The sequence below is a fragment of the Kitasatospora sp. NBC_00315 genome (genome assembly GCF_041435095.1).
Classification (GTDB): Bacteria; Actinomycetota; Actinomycetes; order Streptomycetales; family Streptomycetaceae; genus Kitasatospora.
In genome coordinates this window covers 1207860-1229220 of sequence record NZ_CP108025.1, presented here as the reverse complement: position 1 = coordinate 1229220, position 21361 = coordinate 1207860, and the positions used below count along the sequence as shown (strand labels likewise).

The window sequence follows — 21361 nt, the reverse complement described above, 5'->3', positions numbered from 1 at the left end:
TAGTCCTCTTGCTCGACGCGCCGCACTCTACGGCATTCGGGTGAGCCGGGACCATCGTCCTGAGCAGGTCAGCCGCCCCGAATCGGCCCCAATCGGGTGATGCCCGGCGCGGCTCGATTAGGTGCTCGGCACGGGAAGGGCTATCGTTGCTCAGGTCGCCACGAGGTGATGGTGAACTTCAGGTTTCAGAAACGAAACGCAGTGGTTAAGACCAGGCAAACGGATCTGCTAGTCTGAGAACACGAAAGAACGAAGCGCCCGGAGAGACCGTGAGAGCGGCTCGAAGGAAGTGTCCGTTCCTTGAGAACTCAACAGCGTGCCAAAAGTCAACGCCAGATATGTTGACATCCCCGGTCCGGGTCGTTCGATCCGGGTTGGAGATTCCTTTGGTAACAAAACACTAGCGAGGACGCAGTGCGCGGGGCTTCCCTATTCCGGGGGTCGCCGCGCCGCTCAACGCGGGTGGCCGCTCGATTACGGGCAGACATTCACGGAGAGTTTGATCCTGGCTCAGGACGAACGCTGGCGGCGTGCTTAACACATGCAAGTCGAACGGTGAAGCCCTTCGGGGTGGATCAGTGGCGAACGGGTGAGTAACACGTGGGCAATCTGCCCTGCACTCTGGGACAAGCCCTGGAAACGGGGTCTAATACCGGATATGACCTTCCTCCGCATGGGGGTGGGTGTAAAGCTCCGGCGGTGCAGGATGAGCCCGCGGCCTATCAGCTTGTTGGTGGGGTAATGGCCTACCAAGGCGACGACGGGTAGCCGGCCTGAGAGGGCGACCGGCCACACTGGGACTGAGACACGGCCCAGACTCCTACGGGAGGCAGCAGTGGGGAATATTGCACAATGGGCGAAAGCCTGATGCAGCGACGCCGCGTGAGGGATGACGGCCTTCGGGTTGTAAACCTCTTTCAGCAGGGAAGAAGCGCAAGTGACGGTACCTGCAGAAGAAGCACCGGCTAACTACGTGCCAGCAGCCGCGGTAATACGTAGGGTGCGAGCGTTGTCCGGAATTATTGGGCGTAAAGAGCTCGTAGGCGGCCTGTCGCGTCGGATGTGAAAGCCCGGGGCTTAACCCCGGGTCTGCATTCGATACGGGCAGGCTAGAGTGTGGTAGGGGAGATCGGAATTCCTGGTGTAGCGGTGAAATGCGCAGATATCAGGAGGAACACCGGTGGCGAAGGCGGATCTCTGGGCCATTACTGACGCTGAGGAGCGAAAGCGTGGGGAGCGAACAGGATTAGATACCCTGGTAGTCCACGCCGTAAACGTTGGGAACTAGGTGTTGGCGACATTCCACGTCGTCGGTGCCGCAGCTAACGCATTAAGTTCCCCGCCTGGGGAGTACGGCCGCAAGGCTAAAACTCAAAGGAATTGACGGGGGCCCGCACAAGCAGCGGAGCATGTGGCTTAATTCGACGCAACGCGAAGAACCTTACCAAGGCTTGACATATACCGGAAACGGCCAGAGATGGTCGCCCCCTTGTGGTCGGTATACAGGTGGTGCATGGTTGTCGTCAGCTCGTGTCGTGAGATGTTGGGTTAAGTCCCGCAACGAGCGCAACCCTTGTTCTGTGTTGCCAGCATGCCTTTCGGGGTGATGGGGACTCACAGGAGACTGCCGGGGTCAACTCGGAGGAAGGTGGGGACGACGTCAAATCATCATGCCCCTTATGTCTTGGGCTGCACACGTGCTACAATGGTCGGTACAAAGGGCTGCGATGCCGCGAGGCGGAGCGAATCCCAAAAGCCGGCCTCAGTTCGGATTGGGGTCTGCAACTCGACCCCATGAAGTTGGAGTTGCTAGTAATCGCAGATCAGCATGCTGCGGTGAATACGTTCCCGGGCCTTGTACACACCGCCCGTCACGTCACGAAAGTCGGTAACACCCGAAGCCGGTGGCCTAACCCGTAAGGGGAGGAGCCGTCGAAGGTGGGACCAGCGATTGGGACGAAGTCGTAACAAGGTAGCCGTACCGGAAGGTGCGGCTGGATCACCTCCTTTCTAAGGAGCACATAGCCGGATGTGAGCGAATGTCTCACACGGTTGCTCATGGGTGGAACGTTGACTATTCGGCACGGTTCGGTCTCATCGACCGCGAGTACTGCGCTTCGGCGCGTGGAAAGCATCCGGTGGGGTTGGGTCGTGGCGGGCACGTTGTTGGGTCCTGAGGGAACGGCTGTCATGGTCGTTGCTTCAGTGCCGGTCCTACTTGAGATGCGTCGTGACGCGTTGATGGTGGGTGACTGGTCGTTGTTTGAGAACTGCACAGTGGACGCGAGCATCTGTGGCCAAGTTTTTAAGGGCGCACGGTGGATGCCTTGGCACCAGGAACCGATGAAGGACGTGGGAGGCCACGATAGTCCCCGGGGAGCCGTCAACCAGGCTTTGATCCGGGGGTTTCCGAATGGGGAAACCCGGCAGTCGTCATGGGCTGTCACCCATACCTGAACACATAGGGTATGTGGAGGGAACGCGGGGAAGTGAAACATCTCAGTACCCGCAGGAAGAGAAAACAACCGTGATTCCGGGAGTAGTGGCGAGCGAAACCGGATGAGGCTAAACCTGTTACGTGTGATACCCGGCAGGGGTTGCGTAGTAGGGGTCGTGGGAAAGTTCTTCAGTCGTCTGCCGGCGGCTGGGTGAGTCAGAAACCGTTGGTGTAGTCGAAGGACATGCGAAAGGTCCGGCGTAGAGGGTAAGACCCCCGTAGACGAAACATCAGCGGCTCACTTGAGCTTCTCCCAAGTAGCACGGAGCCCGAGAAATTCCGTGTGAATCTGGCGGGACCACCCGCTAAGCCTAAATATTCCCTGGTGACCGATAGCGGATAGTACCGTGAGGGAATGGTGAAAAGTACCGCGGGAGCGGAGTGAAATAGTACCTGAAACCGTGTGCCTACAAGCCGTGGGAGCGTCGGACGTGCAGCTTGCTGTGTGTCTCGTGACTGCGTGCCTTTTGAAGAATGAGCCTGCGAGTTTGCGGTGTGTAGCGAGGTTAACCCGTGTGGGGTAGCCGTAGCGAAAGCGAGTCCGAATAGGGCGCAGCGTCTTTTTAGATGCGTAGTTGCATGCCCAAGACCCGAAGCGGAGTGATCTAGCCATGGGCAGGTTGAAGCGGAGGTAAGACTTCGTGGAGGACCGAACCCACCAGGGTTGAAAACCTGGGGGATGACCTGTGGTTAGGGGTGAAAGGCCAATCAAACTCCGTGATAGCTGGTTCTCCCCGAAATGCATTTAGGTGCAGCGTCACGTGTTTCTTGCCGGAGGTAGAGCACTGGATAGGCGATGGGCCTCAACGGGTTACTGACCTTAGCCAAACTCCGAATGCCGGTAAGTGAGAGCGTGGCAGTGAGACTGTGGGGGATAAGCTCCATGGTCGAGAGGGAAACAGCCCAGAACACCGACTAAGGTCCCTAAGCGTGTGCTAAGTGGGAAAGGATGTGGAGTCGCAGAGACAACCAGGAGGTTGGCTTAGAAGCAGCCACCCTTGAAAGAGTGCGTAATAGCTCACTGGTCAAGTGATTCCGCGCCGACAATGTAGCGGGGCTCAAGCACACCACCGAAGTCGTGTCATTGCAGCAATACCCCCAACGGGGGCTGTGATGGGTAGGGGAGCGTCGTGTTCCGGGTGAAGCAGCGGAGGAATCCAGTTGTGGACGGGACACGAGTGAGAATGCAGGCATGAGTAGCGATACAAGAGTGAGAAACTCTTGCGCCGATTGACCAAGGGTTCCTGGGTCAAGCTGATCTGCCCAGGGTAAGTCGGGACCTAAGGCGAGGCCGACAGGCGTAGTCGATGGACAACGGGTTGATATTCCCGTACCCGCTTTGAAGCGCCAACGTCGAACCTCTGAATGCTAAAGCCGTGAAGCCGGCCCGGAGTCTTCGGACAAAGGGACGTGGTGGAGCCGCTGACCCAACAGGGTAGTAGGTGAGCGATGGGGTGACGCAGGAAGGTAGTCCAGCCCGGGCGGTGGTTGTCCCGGGGTAAGGGTGTAGGCCGAGTGATAGGCAAATCCGTCACTCATTGAGGCTGAGACCTGATGCCGAGCCGATTGTGGTGAAGTGGATGATCCTATGCTGTCGAGAAAAGCCTCTAGCGAGTTTCATGGCGGCCCGTACCCCAAACCGACTCAGGTGGTCAGGTAGAGAATACCGAGGCGTTCGGGTGAACTATGGTTAAGGAACTCGGCAAAATGCCCCCGTAACTTCGGGAGAAGGGGGGCCGGAACTGGTGATGAGTCTTGCACTCTGAGCTGGGGCCGGCCGCAGAGACCAGCGAGAAGCGACTGTTTACTAAAAACACAGGTCCGTGCGAAGCCGTAAGGCGATGTATACGGACTGACGCCTGCCCGGTGCTGGAACGTTAAGGGGACCGGTTAGTCGAGATTCGTCTCGGCGAAGCTGAGAACTTAAGCGCCAGTAAACGGCGGTGGTAACTATAACCATCCTAAGGTAGCGAAATTCCTTGTCGGGTAAGTTCCGACCTGCACGAATGGCGTAACGACTTCTCGACTGTCTCAACCATAGGCCCGGTGAAATTGCATTACGAGTAAAGATGCTCGTTTCGCGCAGCAGGACGGAAAGACCCCGGGACCTTTACTATAGCTTGATATTGGTGTTCGGTTCGGCTTGTGTAGGATAGGTGGGAGACTTTGAAGCGGCCACGCCAGTGGTTGTGGAGTCGACGTTGAAATACCACTCTGGTCGTGCTGGATGTCTAACCTGGGTCCGTGATCCGGATCAGGGACAGTGTCTGGTGGGTAGTTTAACTGGGGCGGTTGCCTCCTAAAGAGTAACGGAGGCGCCCAAAGGTTCCCTCAGCCTGGTTGGCAATCAGGTGTTGAGTGTAAGTGCACAAGGGAGCTTGACTGTGAGACCGACGGGTCGAGCAGGTGCGAAAGCAGGGACTAGTGATCCGGCGGTGGCTTGTGGAAGCGCCGTCGCTCAACGGATAAAAGGTACCCCGGGGATAACAGGCTGATCTTCCCCAAGAGTCCATATCGACGGGATGGTTTGGCACCTCGATGTCGGCTCGTCGCATCCTGGGGCTGGAGTAGGTCCCAAGGGTTGGGCTGTTCGCCCATTAAAGCGGTACGCGAGCTGGGTTTAGAACGTCGTGAGACAGTTCGGTCCCTATCCGCTGTGCGCGTAGGAATATTGAGAAGGGCTGTCCCTAGTACGAGAGGACCGGGACGGACGAACCTCTGGTGTGCCAGTTGTCCTGCCAAGGGCATGGCTGGTTGGCTACGTTCGGGAGGGATAACCGCTGAAAGCATCTAAGCGGGAAGCCTGCTTCGAGATGAGTATTCCCACCTCCTTGAGAGGGTAAGGCTCCCAGTAGACGACTGGGTTGATAGGCCGGATGTGAAAGCCCTGTAAGGGGTGGAGCTGACCGGTACTAATAGGCCGAGGGCTTGTCCTCAGTTGCTCGCGTCCACTGTGTTGTTCTGAAACAACGACCCCGTTTTTCCCGGGCCACGGGGAGAGCGGTGCGGTGACAGTTTCATAGTGTTTCGGTGGTCATAGCGTGAGGGAAACGCCCGGTTACATTCCGAACCCGGAAGCTAAGCCTCACAGCGCCGATGGTACTGCAGGGGGGACCCTGTGGGAGAGTAGGACGCCGCCGAACAATCATTCAGAGAAACCCCCGCCGGGCAACCGGACGGGGGTTTCTCTGTTGTAGGGTCATCATGCACAATCAGGCACAATCGTGCGGCACGCCGCACGATGTCGGCAACGTACAGGAGGCCCCCGGGTGGAGGTCCAGGAGACGCGGGTCCAGACCGATCGCGTCCTCACCATCCCCAACCTGCTGAGCATGGGCAGGCTGGTCGGCGTCCCGGTCTTTCTCTGGCTGGTGCTGTGGCCCGAGTTCGGTGGGCCGAACAACGACGGCTGGGCCGTCGCGCTGCTCATGCTGAGCGGTATCAGCGACTACCTGGACGGCAAGCTGGCCCGCAGGTGGGGGCAGATCAGCCGGGTCGGGCAGATCCTGGATCCGCTCGCCGACCGGCTGTACGTGCTGTCGACGCTGCTGGGGCTCACCTGGCGCGGCATTCTGCCGTGGTGGTTGACCGCGATCCTGCTGGCCCGCGAGGCCTTCATCGCCTGCCTCCTGCCCATCCTGAGCCGGCACGGCTACGGGCCGCTCCAGGTGAGTTTCCTCGGCAAGGCGGCGACGTTCAATCTGATGTACGCCTTTCCGCTTCTGCTGCTGGGCACCGGCCACAGCTGGATCGCCGCTCCGGCCAACGCGGTCAGCTGGGCCTTCATCTGGTGGGGGACCACGCTCTACTGGTGGGCCGGCATCCTCTACGCCGTGCAGGCCCGGCAGATCGTGAAAGCGGAGGCCGCCTCCGCGGTTTGAGACGCTTTTGAGAGAAGTCGCACGACGACACGGTGCGTCGGATGATTTCTTCCGGGTAGAGAAGCCCTGGAACGGTTTGATGGATCCGCAGGGTCCACCACCGCGAAGGAGGACGCACCCGTATGAAAGCCGTTGTGATGGCGGGGGGCGAGGGCACTCGACTCCGTCCGATGACATCGAGTATGCCCAAGCCGCTGCTGCCGGTAGCGAACCGGCCCATCATGGAACACGTGCTGCGGCTGTTGAAGCGGCACGGTCTCAATGACACCGTCGTCACCGTCCAGTTCCTGGCCTCGCTGGTCAAGAACTACTTCGGTGACGGCGAAGAGCTGGGTATGCATCTGACATATGCCAACGAAGAGACACCACTGGGTACCGCTGGCAGCGTCAAGAACGCCGAGGACGCGCTCAAGGACGACTCCTTTCTGGTCATCTCCGGTGACGCACTCACCGACTTCGACCTGTCCGAACTGATCGCCTTCCACCGTGAGAAGGGGGCACTGGTCACGGTCTGCCTGACCCGGGTGCCCAACCCCCTGGAATTCGGCATCACGATCACCGATGACGAGGGCAAGGTCGAGCGCTTCCTGGAGAAGCCGACCTGGGGCCAGGTGTTCTCGGACACGGTCAACACCGGGATCTACGTGATGGAACCGGAGGTCTTCGACTACGTCGCGGCCGGCGAGTCCGTCGACTGGTCGAGTGACGTGTTCCCCCAGCTCCTCAAGGAGGGCAAGCCGGTCTTCGGCTATGTCGCCGAGGGCTACTGGGAGGACGTCGGCACGCACGAGAGCTACCAGAAGGCCCAGGCGGACGTCCTGGACGGCAAGGTCGACGTCGAGCTCGACGGATTCGAGATCTCGCCCGGCGTCTGGGTGGCCGAGGGCGCGGAGGTCGACCCGGAGGCGATCCTGCGCGGACCGCTGTACATCGGCGACTACGCCAAGGTCGAGGCCGGCGTCGAGCTGCGCGAGCACACCGTGCTGGGCAGCAACGTGGTGGTCAAGCGCGGGGCGTTCCTGCACAAGACCGTGGTCCACGACAACGTCTACATCGGCCCGCAGACCAATCTGCGGGGCTGTGTGATCGGCAAGAACACCGACGTGATGCGCGCGGCCCGGATCGAGGACGGCGCGGTCATCGGTGACGAGTGCCTGATCGGCGAGGAGTCCCTCATCGCCGGCAACGTCCGGGTCTACCCGTTCAAGACCATCGAGGCCGGCGCCGTCGTCAACACCTCGGTGATCTGGGAGTCCCGGGGGCAGGAGCACCTGTTCGGCCTGCGCGGCGTCTCCGGCATCCTCAACGTGGAGATCACGCCCGAGCTGGCGGTCCGCCTGGCGGGCGCGTACGCGACCACCGTGAAGAAGGGCGCCACGGTCACCATCGCGCGTGACCACTCGCGTGGTGCCCGTGCGCTCAAGCGGGCGATGATCTCGGGCCTGCAGACCAGTGCGATCGACGTCCGCGACCTGGAGAACGTACCGATGCCGGTCGCCCGGCAGCACACCGCGCGCGGCAGCGCCGGCGGGATCTTCCTGCGGACCACGCCCGGGGTGCCGGACTCGCTCGACATCCTCTTCTTCGACGAGCGCGGCGCGGACCTCTCCCAGGCCGGACAGCGCAAGCTCGACCGGGTCTACGCCCGCCAGGAGTACCGCAGGGCGTTTCCCGGCGAGATCGGCGACCTGACGTTCCCGTCCAGCGTCTTCGACTCGTACGCGGGGAACCTGCTGCGGGCCGTGGACACCACGGGCGTGCGGGAGGCCGGCCTCAAGGTCGTCGTCGACACCGCCCACGGCAGCGCCGGTCTGGTGCTGCCCAGCATCCTGGGCCGGCTCGGCGTCGAGGCGCTGACGGTCTCCGGTGGTCTGGACGAGGCGAGGCCGACGGAGGACGCCGAGTCGCGCCGGGCCGGACTGGCCAGGCTCGGCGAACTGGTGGCGTCCTCGCGGGCGGCCTTCGGCGTGCGGTTCGACCCGGTCGGCGAGCGAGTGTCCTTCGTGGACGAGCTCGGCCGCGTGATCGACGACGACCGCGCCCTGCTGGTCCTGCTCGATCTGGTGGCGGCCGAGCGGCGCAGCGGCCAGGTCGCGCTGCCGGTGACCACCACCAGGATCGCCGAGCAGGTCGCGGCCTATCACGGGACCCAGGTCACCTGGACCACGACCAGCCCGGACGACCTGGCCAAGGCCGCGGCGGCCGAGGGCACGGTCTTCGGCGGCGACGGCCGGGGCGGCTACGTGGTCCCGGAGTTCAGCGGCGTGCTGGACGGGGCCGCGGCGTTCGTGCGGCTGGTCGGGCTGGTGGCCCGTACCCAGCTCACGCTGAGCCAGATCGACGCCCGCATCCCGCAGGCGCACATCCGGCGACGCTCCATCCCGACGCCCTGGGCGGCCAAGGGCATGGTCATGCGTTCGGTGGTGGAGGCGGCCGGCAGCCGCCGGCTGGACACCACGGACGGGGTCCGGGTGGTCGAGGCCGACGGGCGCTGGACGCTCGTCCTGCCGGACCCGGCCGAGGCCATCACCCACCTCTGGGCCGAGGGGCCCGACGACGCGGCGACCGAACAGCTCCTGGAGGAGTGGGCCACGGTCGTGGACGGCGCCGGGCGGTGACCGCCCGGACGGAGGGGCGGGGCGGCCGACGCCGCCCCGCCCCTCCGTCCGGTTCGTCCCGTTGGTCACGATCCGGCGACAACCGATGGTCGTGGCACGGGGGTTAGTGCCGGGGGTGTGGTCGGGGCACTTCGCCGACGTGGGACGATGGTCCGCATGCCAGCGACGCCGACGCCGAGTGCCAGGGACGGACGATTCAGCCGTCCCGACGCCTCGATGTCCCTGCTGACCAACGTGATGGACCACGCCCTGGACGAGGGGTACGCGCAGGCGGCCGCCGCTCGGGGCGACGGGCGGCCCAGCCGGATCCCGACCACCCGCAGAGGCCTGGCCACGCTCGGCGTCGGTCTGGCCCTGGTCGGGCTGATCGTGACGGTGGGGGCCGTCAACGCACACAACGCGCAGCCGGCCCTCGCCAAGGAGCGCGACGCGCTCATCCGCCGGGTCACGGACACCACGGGCGCCGCGGACCGGCTGCAGCAGCAGGTCCAGGACCTGCGGGTGAAGGTGGACAACACCCAGCAGCAGGCGCTGCAGACCGGTGACGACGGCGGGCTCGCCGAACTGGCCGGCACGGTGGGTACGGGTGAGGTCACGGGCCCGGGGGTGCGGCTGGTGATCCAGGACGCCGCCGACACCGGAAGCGGCGGCAACGTCGACCCGCGGCAGGCCGGTGGTTTCGACAACAGCGGGCGGCTGCGCGACCGGGATCTCCAACTCGTGGTCAACGGCCTTTGGCAGGCCGGTGCCGAGGCGGTGTCCATCAACGGGCAGCGGCTCACCGCGCTGTCCGCGATCCGCGCCGCGGGAGAGGCCGTCCTGGTGGACAACCGGCCGCTGGTGCCGCCGTACACCGTGCTGGCGATCGGGGACGGCTCCAAGCTCGGCGTGGCCTTCGAGAACGGCATGGCCGGCCACTACCTGCACCTGCTGCAGGAGAGCTACGGCATCAAGTACGACCTCTCGGCCCAGCGGAAGGTGACGCTGCCCGCCGCGGTCGGGGTGACCCTGCGGACGGCCGGGCCCGTCACCGAACCCACCGCCTCGCCCGGCGCCTCCGCCTCGCCCGGTGCCTCCGCCTCGCCCAGTGCCTCCGCCGCTCCGAGCCCCTCCGGCACGGTCGCGGGCACGTCCTCATCCGGTGCGAAGTCTCCCGGCGCCTCCTCGCACCCGCCCAGCACCAGCAGCAAGCAGCCGACCGCGACCGCCGGGTCGACCTCCGCACGAACAGGAGCAAGCAGACCGTGATTGCCGTACTGGGTCTCGCGATCGGGGTGATCGTCGGCCTCTTCGTCCAGCCCGAGGTGCCCGACGCCGTGGTGCCGTATCTGCCGATCGCGGTGGTGGCGGCATTGGACGCCGTGTTCGGCGGCGTGCGCGCGATGCTGGACGGAATCTTCGACGACAAGGTCTTCGTGGTCTCCTTCCTCTCCAATGTCGTCGTCGCGGCGCTGATCGTCTTCCTGGGCGACCAGCTCGGCGTCGGATCCCAGCTCTCCACCGGCGTGGTGGTCGTGCTCGGCATCCGGATCTTCTCCAACGCGGCCGCGATCAGGCGCCATGTCTTCCGTGCCTGAGCCGGGGCCGGGCGGCGTGGGCGCCACGGGGACGCCGCAGGACGGACCGGAGGGAGACGGCGTGGAGCGGGACGAACGGCCGACGGCGCCGCCGCAGGAGTACCCCGGGAGCGCGGGGAGCGCCGCCGACGAGCCCGGTACGGGTGGCGCGGTGTCCGCTGCTGTGCCGACCGCTGCTGTGCCGGCCTCCGCCGGAGAACCGGCGCCCGCGCCGGGCGGGACACCCGTACCGGTGCAGGTCCCGACCACCCGCGCACCCGCCGACGCGCCGGTCGATGCGCCGTCCCGCGAAGCACCGTCCTCCGATGCGCCCGCCGCCGGGGAGCCGGACCCGGCGTCCGAGCCCGCGGCGGCGTCCGAGCCCGCGGCGGCCCCAGATGCGGCCGCGGCAGAGCCGACGAAGCGCCGCACGGCCTCCCCGACCGGGGACAAGGCCGCCTCCGCACCGGCCGCCTCGGCTCCGGCCGTCGCCGGGCGACTGCGGATGCGCGCGGCGGTCTGGCCGCCGCGGCTCTCGCGCGGCCAGTTGGTGGTGGCGCTGCTGCTGTTCTCGCTCGGGCTCGCCCTGGCGATCCAGGTGCGCTCCACCAACGACCACAACCAGCTGCGTGGGGCCCGCCAGGAGGATCTGGTCCGCATCCTCGACGAACTGGACAGCCGTCAGCAGCGTCTCCAACAGGAGAAAGCACAGTTGGAGCAGTCCCTGGCCCAGTTGGAGAACAGCTCGAACCAGGCCAAGGAGGCCCAGGAACAGACCAGGAAGAAGGCGACCGAGCTCGGCGTGCTCGCCGGGACGGTCAAAGCCACTGGTCCGGGCATCGTCCTCACGGTCGATGATCCCCAAGGGCAGGTGAAGGCGGATATGCTGCTGGACACCCTGCAGGAACTACGAGCGGCGGGGGCGGAGGCGATTCAGATCAACGATGTGCGCGTGGTGGTGAACACCTATTTCACCGATGTGTCGAGCGGTGGTGTCCAGATCGACGGCAGAAACGTCTCGCAGCCCTACCGGTTCACCGTCGTCGGCAATCCGCAGGACCTGACGCCCGCCCTGAACATCCCCGGTGGTGTGGTCCGCACCCTGGAGAGCCACCAGGCGCGCGCCACCATCGCCGAGCAGCAGAAGATCGTCGTGGACGCGCTCGCCGATCCGAGGACGCCGCAGTACGCCAAGCCGGCGGCGAAGTGACGGCGCTCCTCCCGTACGGGCCGTCAGCTGCGGGCGGCCCCCGGTGGCGGCCGCCGCGCGAGCGTCGGCGACACTTGTCCGTACCGCTGTCAGTCGGAGCACCACTCCCATCAACCCGGCGGTCAGCCGGGTTCACAGCCTGTCCGAGGTTCTCACCCTGCCCCGCGGGCGGGTCTGTCACACGCAAGGGGATTCGCCCGTGAGTTTCTTCTCGAAGTTGTTCGGTCGCAACAACCGCCGTGGTGCGGCTGTCGAGGCGCCCACCGCGCGCCACCGCAGGGCCGACGAGGAGCCCGCCGTGCCGGGCATGCGCTCCGCCCCCGAGGGCGCCGAGTACGACACCGGCCGTCCGATGTACCTGGACGGTGCCGGGGCCCACTCGGGAGGTAATCCGGCGGGCTACGGCGCGTCGGTCGATTCCTCCGGCGCCCCGCGCATAGGTTTCCCGACAGGACCCTCAACCTCTGGTGGAGGGTTTGCCCCGGATCCCTACGCCGGGCACGACCCGTCGGGTGTGCCGCGCCAGGAGGCTGTGAACATGGGAGGCCCCACTCCGTGCCCCAGGTGCGGGAACCAGAACCCCGTCGCGGCCCGCTTCTGTTCCAACTGCGGTACCGCCCTGCGCGGCGGGCTGATCCCCGAGGGCGCCGCGGAGACCACCTCCACCATCTCGATCTCCGGCCTGGAGTCGTACGACCCCAACGCCACCCAGGCCGGTACGGGAACCCAGCCCGCGCTCTCGCCCGAGGTGCTGTCGGCGATCGACGCGCTGCCGCCGGGCTCGGCGCTGCTGATCGTGCAGCGCGGCCCGAACTCCGGCAGCCGGTTCCTGCTCGACTCGGACAAGACCACGGCGGGCCGCCACCCGGAGGGTGACATCTTCCTGGACGATGTCACGGTGTCGCGCAAGCACGTCGAGTTCCGCCGGGCGCCCGGCGGCGGCTTCACCGTCGCCGACGTGGGCAGCCTGAACGGCACCTACGTCAACCGGGAGCGGATCGACGAGGTGTCGCTGAACAACGGCGACGAGGTGCAGATCGGCAAGTACCGGCTGGTGTTCTTCGCCAGCCACCACCGGGGGTACTGAACACGACTTCGGCAGGAGCCCGAGTGAGCGCGAACCCTCCCACATCTCTCGGGGCGATCACCCCCGTGCCGTCCGGCGACCAGTCGCAGCAGGGCGCACGGGGGGTGATCGCGGCCCCCCGGCAGTACGGCCGTCCTGTCCAGCGCCCCGGCGACTCCCGGCGGCGCGGTGAGGAACTGCTGAGTATCGGCGCGGTGCTGGCCTTCCTCCGGGACGACTTCCCGGAGGTCACCATCTCCAAGATCAGGTTCCTGGAGGCGGAGGGCCTGGTCGAACCGCAGCGCACGCCCTCGGGATACCGCAAGTTCAGCCCCCCGGACGTCGAGCGCCTCGCCTACGTGCTGCGCATGCAACGTGACCACTACCTGCCGCTGCGCGTCATCCGCGAGCACCTGGACGCCATCGAGCGCGGGGAGGCGCCGCCGGCCCTGCCCGCGCCCGAGACCCGGCCGGGGCCGATGGAGGAGATGGACCGCGAGTTGGGGGCGGTCTCCGGCTCACCGGCCGGTGTCCGCCTCGGCCGGGCCGAACTGCTGGCCGCCGCCGAGGCGCAGGAGCGCGAGCTCGTCGAGTGGGAGTCCTACGGCCTGGTCACGCCGGGCCCGGACGGCGGGTACGACGGCGAGGCGCTGCAGGTCGCCCGCCTGGTCGCCGAACTCGGCCGGTACGGGCTCGAACCGCGTCATCTGCGGGCCACGAAGGCCGCCGCCGACCGGGAGGTGGCCCTGGTGGACCAGGTGGTCGCCCCGCTGCGCCGGCACCGCAATCCGCAGACCCGGGCGCACGCCGAGACCACCGCCCGCGATCTGGCCACCCTCTCGGTGCGGCTGCACGCGGCGATGGTGCAGGCCGCGATGCGCGGCCGGAGCTAGGCCCGGCCGCCTCGGTGAGCCGGTGCCGGGTCCGCCCGGCGGGGGCCTCCGGGTGCCCGCGGCAGCCGCCCGCACCGCTGTGACCAGGCCGCTCCTGGTTGCGCTTTCATATCCGGGGTGTGGGCCATAGGGTTGCGACTGTGAATGAGCTCGACGTCGTGGGTGTCAGGGTGGAGATGCCTTCCAACCAGCCGATCGTGCTGCTGCGCGAGGTGGGGGGCGACCGCTACCTGCCGATTTGGATCGGCCCGGGTGAGGCGACCGCGATCGCCTTCGCCCAGCAGGGCATGACGCCCGTCCGCCCGCTGACGCACGACCTGTTCAAGGACGTGCTGGAGGCCCTGGGCCAGCAGCTCACCGAGGTCCGGATCACCGACCTGCGTGAGGGTGTGTTCTACGCCGAGCTGGTGTTCTCCGGCGGCGTGGAGGTCAGCGCCCGGCCGTCCGACGCGATAGCGCTGGCCCTGCGCACGGGTACCCCGATCTACGGGAGCGAGGACGTGCTCGCCGAGGCGGGCATCGCCATCCCGGACGAGCAGGAGGACGAGGTCGAGAAGTTCCGCGAGTTCCTCGACCAGGTCTCGCCCGAGGACTTCGGCGGCGGCCAGCAGTGATCGCCGGTGCCGGCGGGTGACCACGGTCGCCGTCGGCCGGCCGGAACGCTCGGCCGTCGGAACGCTCGGCCGTCGGAACACTCGGCCGTCGGAACACTCGGCCGTCGGAACACTCGGCCGTCGGACCCGCTCCTGGGGTGCGTCCATCTGCTTTTGCCAAAAGCCGTCCACCTACCCACACTAGGGGCACGAAAAACCACTCTCCCGAGTGACGCTGTTTGTCGCGCCCGGCGTGGCGATCGTTGACGGGCCAAGTGTGACTGCCTACCGTCAGGAGTGGCCGCGGGCTCCGCCCTCGGCCGGGTTGCCCGCAGCGCGAGTGGACGGAGGTAGGCATGACCAGCACCGGCGATGACGTGGCCGTGGGTGGCGTGTGCTCCGTGCATGTCCAGCGCACCGGGCGCGGCGTGATGGACCACGCCTGGGACGCGAGGACGGCGGAGCCCGGCGCCGCGGAGCCGTCCGGCCGCGGCGGCCCCAGGATCGGGCGCTTCCCGGCGGTCCAGGCGGGCCAGCCGGACATCGAGCGGCTCGCCCCCACCTCCGCCCTGGTCGGTTACCGGGGCCCGACGGCCTGCGCCGCCGCCGGCATCACGTACCGCCAACTGGACTACTGGGCGCGGACCGGCCTGCTGGAGCCGAGCGTGCGCTCGGTCCTCCCGGTGAGCACCCACCGGCTGTACAGCTTCCGGGACATCCTGACGTTGAAGATCGTGAAGCGGCTGCTGGACGCCGGCGTCTCGCTGCAGAACATCCGGGTCGCCGTCACCCATGTGCAGGGCGCCGAGGTCGGCGATCTGGCCGGGCTCACCCTGATGTGCGACGGCGCCACGGTCTACGAGTGCACCACGCCCCAGCAGGTGGTCGACCTGCTGAAGGGGGGCCAGGGCGTCTTCGGCATCGCGATCGGCGCGGTCTGGAAGGAGCTGGAGTCCTCGTTGGCCCGGCTGCACGCCGAGCGCACGGACACCGGCGAGACGCTGGTCGGGCAGGACCCGGCCGACGAGCTGGCGCAGCGCCGCAACCGCGCGGGCTGAGAGCCGCGCGCGGCCCGCCGGCGCGGGACGCCGTCGAACCACACGACCGGCCCGGACGGGGAACCGTCCGGGCCGGTCGCGTCGTCACCGGTGGTGAACCGATCAAGGAGGCGACGTGCCGGGCAGGTACTTCGTGCGGGTACCGCGGCCGATGCGGGATGTACGACCGGGCCGGGGTCCGCTCGCCCGGCTGCGCGGCCGCGGCGGTCAGCGGCGGGCGTTCCAACTGCTCGCCCTGCTGTGCGGGGTGGCGCTGGCGCCGAGCGCCTGGGTCTTCGCGAGCACGCAGGACAGGATCCGCACGCTCGCCACGGCGCCCAGCGCGCCCGTGGCGGTGGTGTTCGGGGCCGGGTTGGAGCACGGTGAGCCGTCCCCCTACCTCGCGCAGCGACTGGACACCGCGTTGGCGCTGTACCGGAGCGACAAGGTGCGGGCGATCCTGGTGACCGGCGACAACGGGCACGTGGACTACGACGAGACCGACGCGATGCGGCGCTACCTCGTCGACCACGGCGTGCCCGGTGTGCGGGTGGTCGGGGACTACGCGGGCTTCGACACCTGGGACTCCTGCACCCGGGCCCGGCGGATCTTCGGGGTCGACCGGGCGGTGCTGGTCAGTCAGGACTTCCACATCCGGCGGGCGCTGGCGCTCTGTCGGGCGGCCGGCATCGACGCGTACGCGGTCGGTGCGGCCGAGACGCACGACCTCACCTGGTTGTACGGCGGCCTGCGGGAGATCCCGGGTGCGGGCAAGGCCGCGCTGAACGCATGGCTGCGGCCGGATCCGGCGCTGCTCGGGCCCCAGGAGCAGGGCATCGCGCGGGCGCTGGCGGACGCGGGGGCCCGCTGATCCGGATGCTCCCTCCCGGCGGCGCGCGGGCGCTCGGATGTCGTACCCCTACGGCATGATCGGCAGGTGCGGTCACTGCCGAGCATCATCCACCTCGACATGGACGCCTTCTTCGCCTCGGTGGAGCAGGCGTCCAAGCCGAGCCTGCGCGGCAAGCCGGTGGTGGTGGGCGGCCTCGGCGGGCGCGGTGTGGTCTCCACCGCCTCCTACGAGGCGCGGACGTTCGGGGTGCACTCGGCGATGCCGATGGCCCAGGCCCGCCGGCTGTGCCCGAACGCGGCCTTCCTGACCGGTCGGTTCGAGGCCTACCGCCAGGTCAGCGACCTCGTGATGGGTCTGCTGCGGGAGTTGTCGCCCCTGGTGGAGCCGCTCAGTCTGGACGAGGCGTTCGTCGATCTGGAGGCGGGCCGCCACGGCCCGGCGCTCGCCGAGGCCGCCGACGGCGCCGAACTGGTGCTGGCCCTGGCGGAGGACCTGCGGGCGGACATCGAGCGCCGGACGGGGCTGACCGCCTCGGTGGGCGCGGCCGGCTCCAAACTGATGGCGAAGATCGCCTCGGAGGAGGCGAAACCGGACGGCCTGGTGCTGGTCACGCCGGGTCGGGAGCGCGCGGTGCTGGGCCCGATGCCGGTGCGTGCGCTGCCGGGGGTCGGTCCGGCCACCGAGCAGTCCCTGCGGCAGGCCGGGCTCAGCACGGTCGCCGATCTCGCCGAGGCCGGTGAGGCCGAGCTGATCCGCCTGCTGGGCCGCTCGCACGGTGCGGGTGTGCACCACATGGCCCTGGGGCTGGACGACCGGCCGGTGGTGCCGGACCGGGACGCCAAGTCGGTGTCGGTGGAGGACACCTTCGAGGTCGATCTCCTGGACCGCGACCGGATCATGCACGAGGTGCAGGTGCTGGCCGAGCGCTGCGTGCGGCGGTTGCACGCCGCCGAGCGCTCCGGGCGCACGGTCGTGCTCAAGGTGCGCAGGTTCGACTTCTCCACGCTGACCAGGTCGGAGACGCTCCGGGGCCCCACCGACGACGAGGCGGTGATCACGGAGACCGCCCGCAGACTGGCGGCGCAGGTGGACGTGACGGGTGGGGTCCGGCTGCTCGGCGTCGGCGTCTCCCAACTCGCCGACTACACGCAGGAGGATCTCTTCGCGCAGGCCGTGCGGGAGGCGGCGCGGGAGCGGGCGGCGGCGCGGGAGCGGGCGGAGGCCGAGCCGCCCGCGGAGCCGGTGGAGGGGGATGCGGCGCGGGAGCAGCCCGTGGAGCCGGTGCAGGCGGCGCCCGCCGCCCGGCGCTGGATGCCGGGGCAGGACGTCACGCACACGGAGTTCGGGCCGGGCTGGGTGCAGGGCAGCGGGGTCGGCCGGGTCACCGTGCGATTCGAGACGCCCTGGAGCGAGCGCGGCCGGGTGCGGACGTTCCTGGTGGAGGATCCGGCGCTGGAGCCCTCGGCGCCGCTGCCGTTGCGGCGGTGAAGGGGTAAGGGGGTGCGGCGGTGCTGGGGCGGTGCTGGGGCGGTGCTGGGGCGATGCGGTGCGGCGGTGCGGCGGTGCTGGGGCGGTGCGGTGCAGTGCGGCGCCGCTCCCGGATCGCGCCGGTGCGCGACGCGGCCCCGCCCGGAGGAGTCCGGGCGGGGCCGCGTGTCGGGCCGGGCCGTGGGGTGATCGCGATGCCCTCGTCGATCCCCGGTGGCCCCGCCCCCCGCACCCTGTCCCCAGGTGCGGGGGTGGACGCCTCGTCAGGCGTCGGTCTTCACCAGCTCGGGGCTGGAGGTCTGCTCCCCGGAGAGCTCGGTCGCCGGGGCGGCCGCCTTGATCCGGCGGATGAGGAACGGCACGGCGCCGGCGACGGCGCAGACGGCGGCGGCGGTCCAGAACGCGTGCTCGTAGGCGTTCAGCGTCGGCAGGGCGACGGGCAGCCGCGGGATGGTGTCACCGGTGAGGATGGCGGCCATCACGGCGGTGCCGATGGCGCCGCCGACGGTCCGCAGGACGGCGTTCATGCCGTTGGCGATGCCGCTCTGCTCCACCGGGACGGCGCCGTTGATGTAGGCCGGCATCGCGGAGAACGCGAGGCCGATGCCCAGGCCGAAGATGGCCGAGGCGGTGTAGATGTCCGCCTCGTGGCTGTGCCTGGTGGCCAGGTAGGCCATCGCGACGGCGCCGAGGACGCCGCCGAGGACCAGCGGCAGCCGCGGGCCGCGCCGGGCGATCAGCACCGCGCCGAGCGGGGCGGCGACCATGCTGCCGACGGCGGACGGGAGCAGCATCACACCGGCGTGCAGGACGGTCGCGGTGAAGCCGTAGTGGGTCAGCCGCGCGGGGGTCTGCGCGAAGTTGCTGATCACCATGAACGAGCCGTACATGCCGAACCCGATGAGCAGGCCGGCCAGGTTGGTGAAGGCGACCGCGGGGCGGGACATCATCGACATGTCGACCAGCGGGTGCTTGACCTTGACCTCGATGATCCCCCAGATCAGGGCGACCACGGCGGCGACGGCGAACAGGCCGAGGGTCTTGTTGGACGTCCAGCCCCAGCTGTTGCCCTGGCTGACCGCGACCAGCAGCGCGGAGAGCCAGCCGGCCAGGGTCAGCGCGCCCAGCGGGTCGGCGCCGCCCTCCTTGTCGACCACCGGGTCCTTCGGGACGCGCAGGGCGACCAGGGCGAACGCGATGAGGCCGAAGACCAGGCCCATCCAGAAGATGGACTTGTAGCTCCAGTGCTCCAGCAGCAGGCCGGTGGCCACCAGGCCGAGGCCGCTGCCGACGCCCATCGAGGCGCTGATACCGGCGACGCCGCCGGTGACCTTCTCCTTGGGCAGCTCGTCGCGGACGATGCTGATCGCCAGCGGGAGCACGCCACCGCCCGCACCCTGCAGTACGCGGGCCACGACCAGCCAGGTGAACGAGTGGGTGCTCACCGCGAGGACCGAACCGGCGACCAGGCCGGCCAGCGAGATCAGCAGCATCTGCTTGCGTCCGCGCAGGTCGCCGAAGCGGCCCAGCAGCGGGGTGAGGACGGCCGCGGAGAGCAGGTTGGCCGTCATCAGCCAGGTGATGTTGGAACCGGAGACGCCCAGTTCCTTGGCGAGCGAGGGCAGGATCGGGACGACCGCGGTCTGCACCACGCTGAACGACAGCATCGCCAGGATCAGGGCCGGGAGTACCCGGGAACTGCTCTGTCCGGCTGCCGCGGTGGTGGGCTGTGGTGCCTCACTCACGGTGCTTCCTCCAGGGTCTGCGCCTCAAGACGATGCTTCAGGCGAGGGAAAGTGAACCAGCTGGACAAAGATGCACCGAGATACTTAAGAGTGTCAAATATCGATCGGTGAAGCTTCGGCGGACGAGAGGACCCCGGGCCGCCCGGCCCGGGGTCCTCGTGTGCCGTGCCGGACGGTCAGCCCATCGAGCGCAGGGGCTCGGGGCGGCTCTGTCCGAGGTGCGGGGGAGTCACGGCCGTGGTCGCCGCGCCGGGCGCGGGGGAGGACGGCGCCCCCGAGGCCGGGCCGGCGGTCGTGGACGCCGGGGCCGCCGGGGCGGCGGTGCCCGACGCCCCCGGCGCACCGGGGGCGGCCTGGCCGGCGTTCGCGGAGTCGTCGTGGATCTCGACGTGCTCGCGGTGCAGCTCCTCACGGACCACGTGGTCGTCGGTGTACCGCTCGACGACCAGCCGCACCCGCTCGATCGGCACCAGGTACTTGCGCACCACCGGGCGCTCCTCGCGCAGCGTCACCTCCTCCACGGCCTCCGCGATCTCCTCCTGGGTCAGCGCGTCCCGCTCGCCCTCGGTGACCGGCACCCGCTCCACCCGGACCCGCTCGCGCACCACCGGCACGTGCCGCTCGACCGTCTCGCTCGTCACGTACTTGCGGAGCCTGGCGGTGTACGTCACCTGCCACTCGGTGCTGATGTCCAGCCGCTCCTCGTGGCAGGTGATCTCCACCGGCCCGTGCGGGGACGTGTCGGCGGCGCCCTGTCCGGCCGTGGTCTCGCCCGGCGACCGGGCGGGCTGTGCGGCGGCCGCCGGGACGGCCTCGCCCGGGACCGTCCTGCTCGCGGCGGCGGCGGACACCGGAGCGGCGGCGGCCGACACCGGTGCGGGTGCGGGTGCCTGCGCGGTGACGGGCCGGACGTTGCTCTCGACCTTCTCCAGCTTCTCGGCCCGCTCGCTCGCGACCGCGGCGGTGGCGACCGTCGCCGCCCCGGCCGCCGCGCCGCCGGCCGCCGCCGGGGCCACCGCGCCGAAGTCCAGATCGGCCGGTTCGTCGCCCGGCCCGTCGGCCCCGGCCGACCCGGAGCCGGACCGGTCGTCCACGGGCGTGTCCAGGCCGTAGTAGCGGTACAGCTGAAGTTCCTGGGCGGGGGAGAGGTGCTGCCCCACGCCGAAGTCCGGCGACTCCTTGACCAGCGACTTGTCGTACGGGACCCGCAACTCGTCACCGGAGAACTCGCTGGTCGTCAGCGGGACGAAGGCGTCCCGCCCGAAGATGCCCGTCCGGACGGCCGCCCACTCGGGCTGGCCGGTCGCGTCGTCCAGGTACACCTCGTCGACGGTGCCGATCTTGTCGCCGTTGCGGTCGACGGCCCGGTGCCCGATGAGGTCGCGGGGGTCGATGTCGGTTTGCACTCAGTTCCTCCAGTGCGATGCTCCTGCGGAACTCCCGCAGGAGTAGGGCTGGAGGGCTCTGCCCATCCGCCACTTCATACGAAAAGCCATGAACCGGACGGGTGCGAGCGGAGCGCGGCCGTTCGTGCCACCCGATCGGCCGTCCGGGGTGACCGAAATCGCGGGGTCCGCGGGCAGGGGCCCGTGTCGCGCCCGGCTCCCGCTGGTACCCTGGGCGCGACCGCCGAGCCCGCTCGGGAGAGTCCCCGGCCACACGAAACCCGTGGTGGGGGCGCCGAAGGAGCAACTCCTCCCCGGAATCTCTCAGGCATCCGTACCGTGTGGGATAGGTCACTCTGGAAAGCAGGGCAGGACCGCCGGCGAGGGAGCCGACGGCCACCACCCTCACCGACGGTGCAAGCCGACGGGGTGCCTTCGCGCCCCCGTGCGGGCGAAGCTCTCAGGTCCCGATGACAGAGGGGGAGGCCTGTTGGGTTCGTTCGCCAGGGCCGGCCCGCTGTCCGCAGCGGCCACGGCCG

Annotated in this window: 13 protein-coding genes, 3 rRNA genes and 1 riboswitch; of the genes, 14 read left to right on the top strand and 2 right to left on the bottom strand. The window is 68.3% G+C overall.

All coding sequences use genetic code 11. From position 1 onward, the window contains the following. The first annotated feature begins 487 nt into the window (after positions 1 to 487). The 14 genes from OG823_RS05165 (at position 488) to OG823_RS05100 (ending at position 17692) form a co-directional block, all read left to right on the top strand. Positions 488 to 2010: ribosomal RNA gene (locus OG823_RS05165) — 16S ribosomal RNA — on the top strand. Positions 2011 to 2295: 285 nt separating this feature from the next. Continuing rightward, a 23S ribosomal RNA gene (locus tag OG823_RS05160) occupies positions 2296 to 5433 on the top strand. A 90-nt stretch (positions 5434 to 5523) separates the two neighbouring features. After that, positions 5524 to 5640 (top strand): 5S ribosomal RNA (rrf, locus tag OG823_RS05155). The 16S, 23S and 5S rRNA genes sit together here, the layout of an rRNA operon. A 126-nt stretch (positions 5641 to 5766) precedes the next feature. Further along, on the top strand, positions 5767 to 6378 hold the full coding sequence (locus OG823_RS05150; protein ID WP_371477886.1) for a CDP-alcohol phosphatidyltransferase family protein: 612 nt from the start codon (positions 5767 to 5769) through the stop codon (positions 6376 to 6378). A 122-nt stretch (positions 6379 to 6500) separates the two neighbouring features. Next, positions 6501 to 8996 (top strand): sugar phosphate nucleotidyltransferase, encoded by a 2496-nt coding sequence (locus tag OG823_RS05145; protein WP_371477884.1) that lies wholly within the window; start codon positions 6501 to 6503, stop codon positions 8994 to 8996. Between the two features lie 156 nt (positions 8997 to 9152). Beyond that, on the top strand, positions 9153 to 10244 hold the full coding sequence (locus OG823_RS05140; protein WP_371477883.1) for a DUF881 domain-containing protein: 1092 nt from the start codon (positions 9153 to 9155) through the stop codon (positions 10242 to 10244). Beyond that, positions 10241 to 10573, top strand: a complete 333-nt coding sequence (locus OG823_RS05135) for a small basic family protein (RefSeq protein ID WP_371477882.1) — start codon at positions 10241 to 10243, stop codon at positions 10571 to 10573. Before OG823_RS05140 ends, OG823_RS05135 begins: the two co-directional genes overlap by 4 nt. Before the next feature lie 61 nt (positions 10574 to 10634). Beyond that, on the top strand, positions 10635 to 11762 hold the full coding sequence (locus OG823_RS05130; protein WP_371477881.1) for a DUF881 domain-containing protein: 1128 nt from the start codon (positions 10635 to 10637) through the stop codon (positions 11760 to 11762). 538 nt (positions 11763 to 12300) lie between these two features. After that, positions 12301 to 12849, top strand: a complete 549-nt coding sequence (locus OG823_RS05125; RefSeq protein WP_371477879.1) for an FHA domain-containing protein — start codon at positions 12301 to 12303, stop codon at positions 12847 to 12849. Between the two features lie 179 nt (positions 12850 to 13028). Then, the gene (locus OG823_RS05120; protein WP_371484311.1) at positions 13029 to 13721 is read left to right on the top strand and encodes a MerR family transcriptional regulator; all 693 of its coding nucleotides are present in this window, start codon (positions 13029 to 13031) and stop codon (positions 13719 to 13721) included. Between the two features lie 140 nt (positions 13722 to 13861). Beyond that, a complete protein-coding gene (locus tag OG823_RS05115; RefSeq protein WP_371477877.1) occupies positions 13862 to 14335 on the top strand; it encodes a bifunctional nuclease family protein in 474 nt (157 codons plus the stop codon). Positions 14336 to 14670: 335 nt separating this feature from the next. Continuing rightward, positions 14671 to 15372, top strand: a complete 702-nt coding sequence (locus OG823_RS05110) for a MerR family transcriptional regulator (protein WP_371477876.1) — start codon at positions 14671 to 14673, stop codon at positions 15370 to 15372. A 151-nt stretch (positions 15373 to 15523) separates the two neighbouring features. After that, positions 15524 to 16222, top strand: a complete 699-nt coding sequence (locus OG823_RS05105) for a vancomycin high temperature exclusion protein (protein ID WP_371484310.1) — start codon at positions 15524 to 15526, stop codon at positions 16220 to 16222. Positions 16223 to 16288: 66 nt separating this feature from the next. Continuing rightward, complete coding sequence (locus OG823_RS05100) at positions 16289 to 17692, top strand: DNA polymerase IV (protein ID WP_371477874.1); 1404 nt, start codon at positions 16289 to 16291, stop codon at positions 17690 to 17692. A gap of 263 nt (positions 17693 to 17955) precedes the next feature. Here OG823_RS05100 and OG823_RS05095 read toward each other — a convergent pair whose 3' ends face one another. Beyond that, positions 17956 to 19437: an MFS transporter gene (locus OG823_RS05095; RefSeq protein WP_371477872.1), complete on the bottom strand. Its 1482-nt coding sequence runs from the start codon at positions 19435 to 19437 to the stop codon at positions 17956 to 17958. Between the two features lie 176 nt (positions 19438 to 19613). Continuing rightward, the gene (locus tag OG823_RS05090) at positions 19614 to 20843 is read right to left on the bottom strand and encodes a PRC and DUF2382 domain-containing protein (protein WP_371477871.1); all 1230 of its coding nucleotides are present in this window, start codon (positions 20841 to 20843) and stop codon (positions 19614 to 19616) included. A gap of 224 nt (positions 20844 to 21067) precedes the next feature. Continuing rightward, a riboswitch (glycine riboswitch) is annotated at positions 21068 to 21172 on the top strand. Positions 21173 to 21361 lie beyond the last annotated feature (189 nt).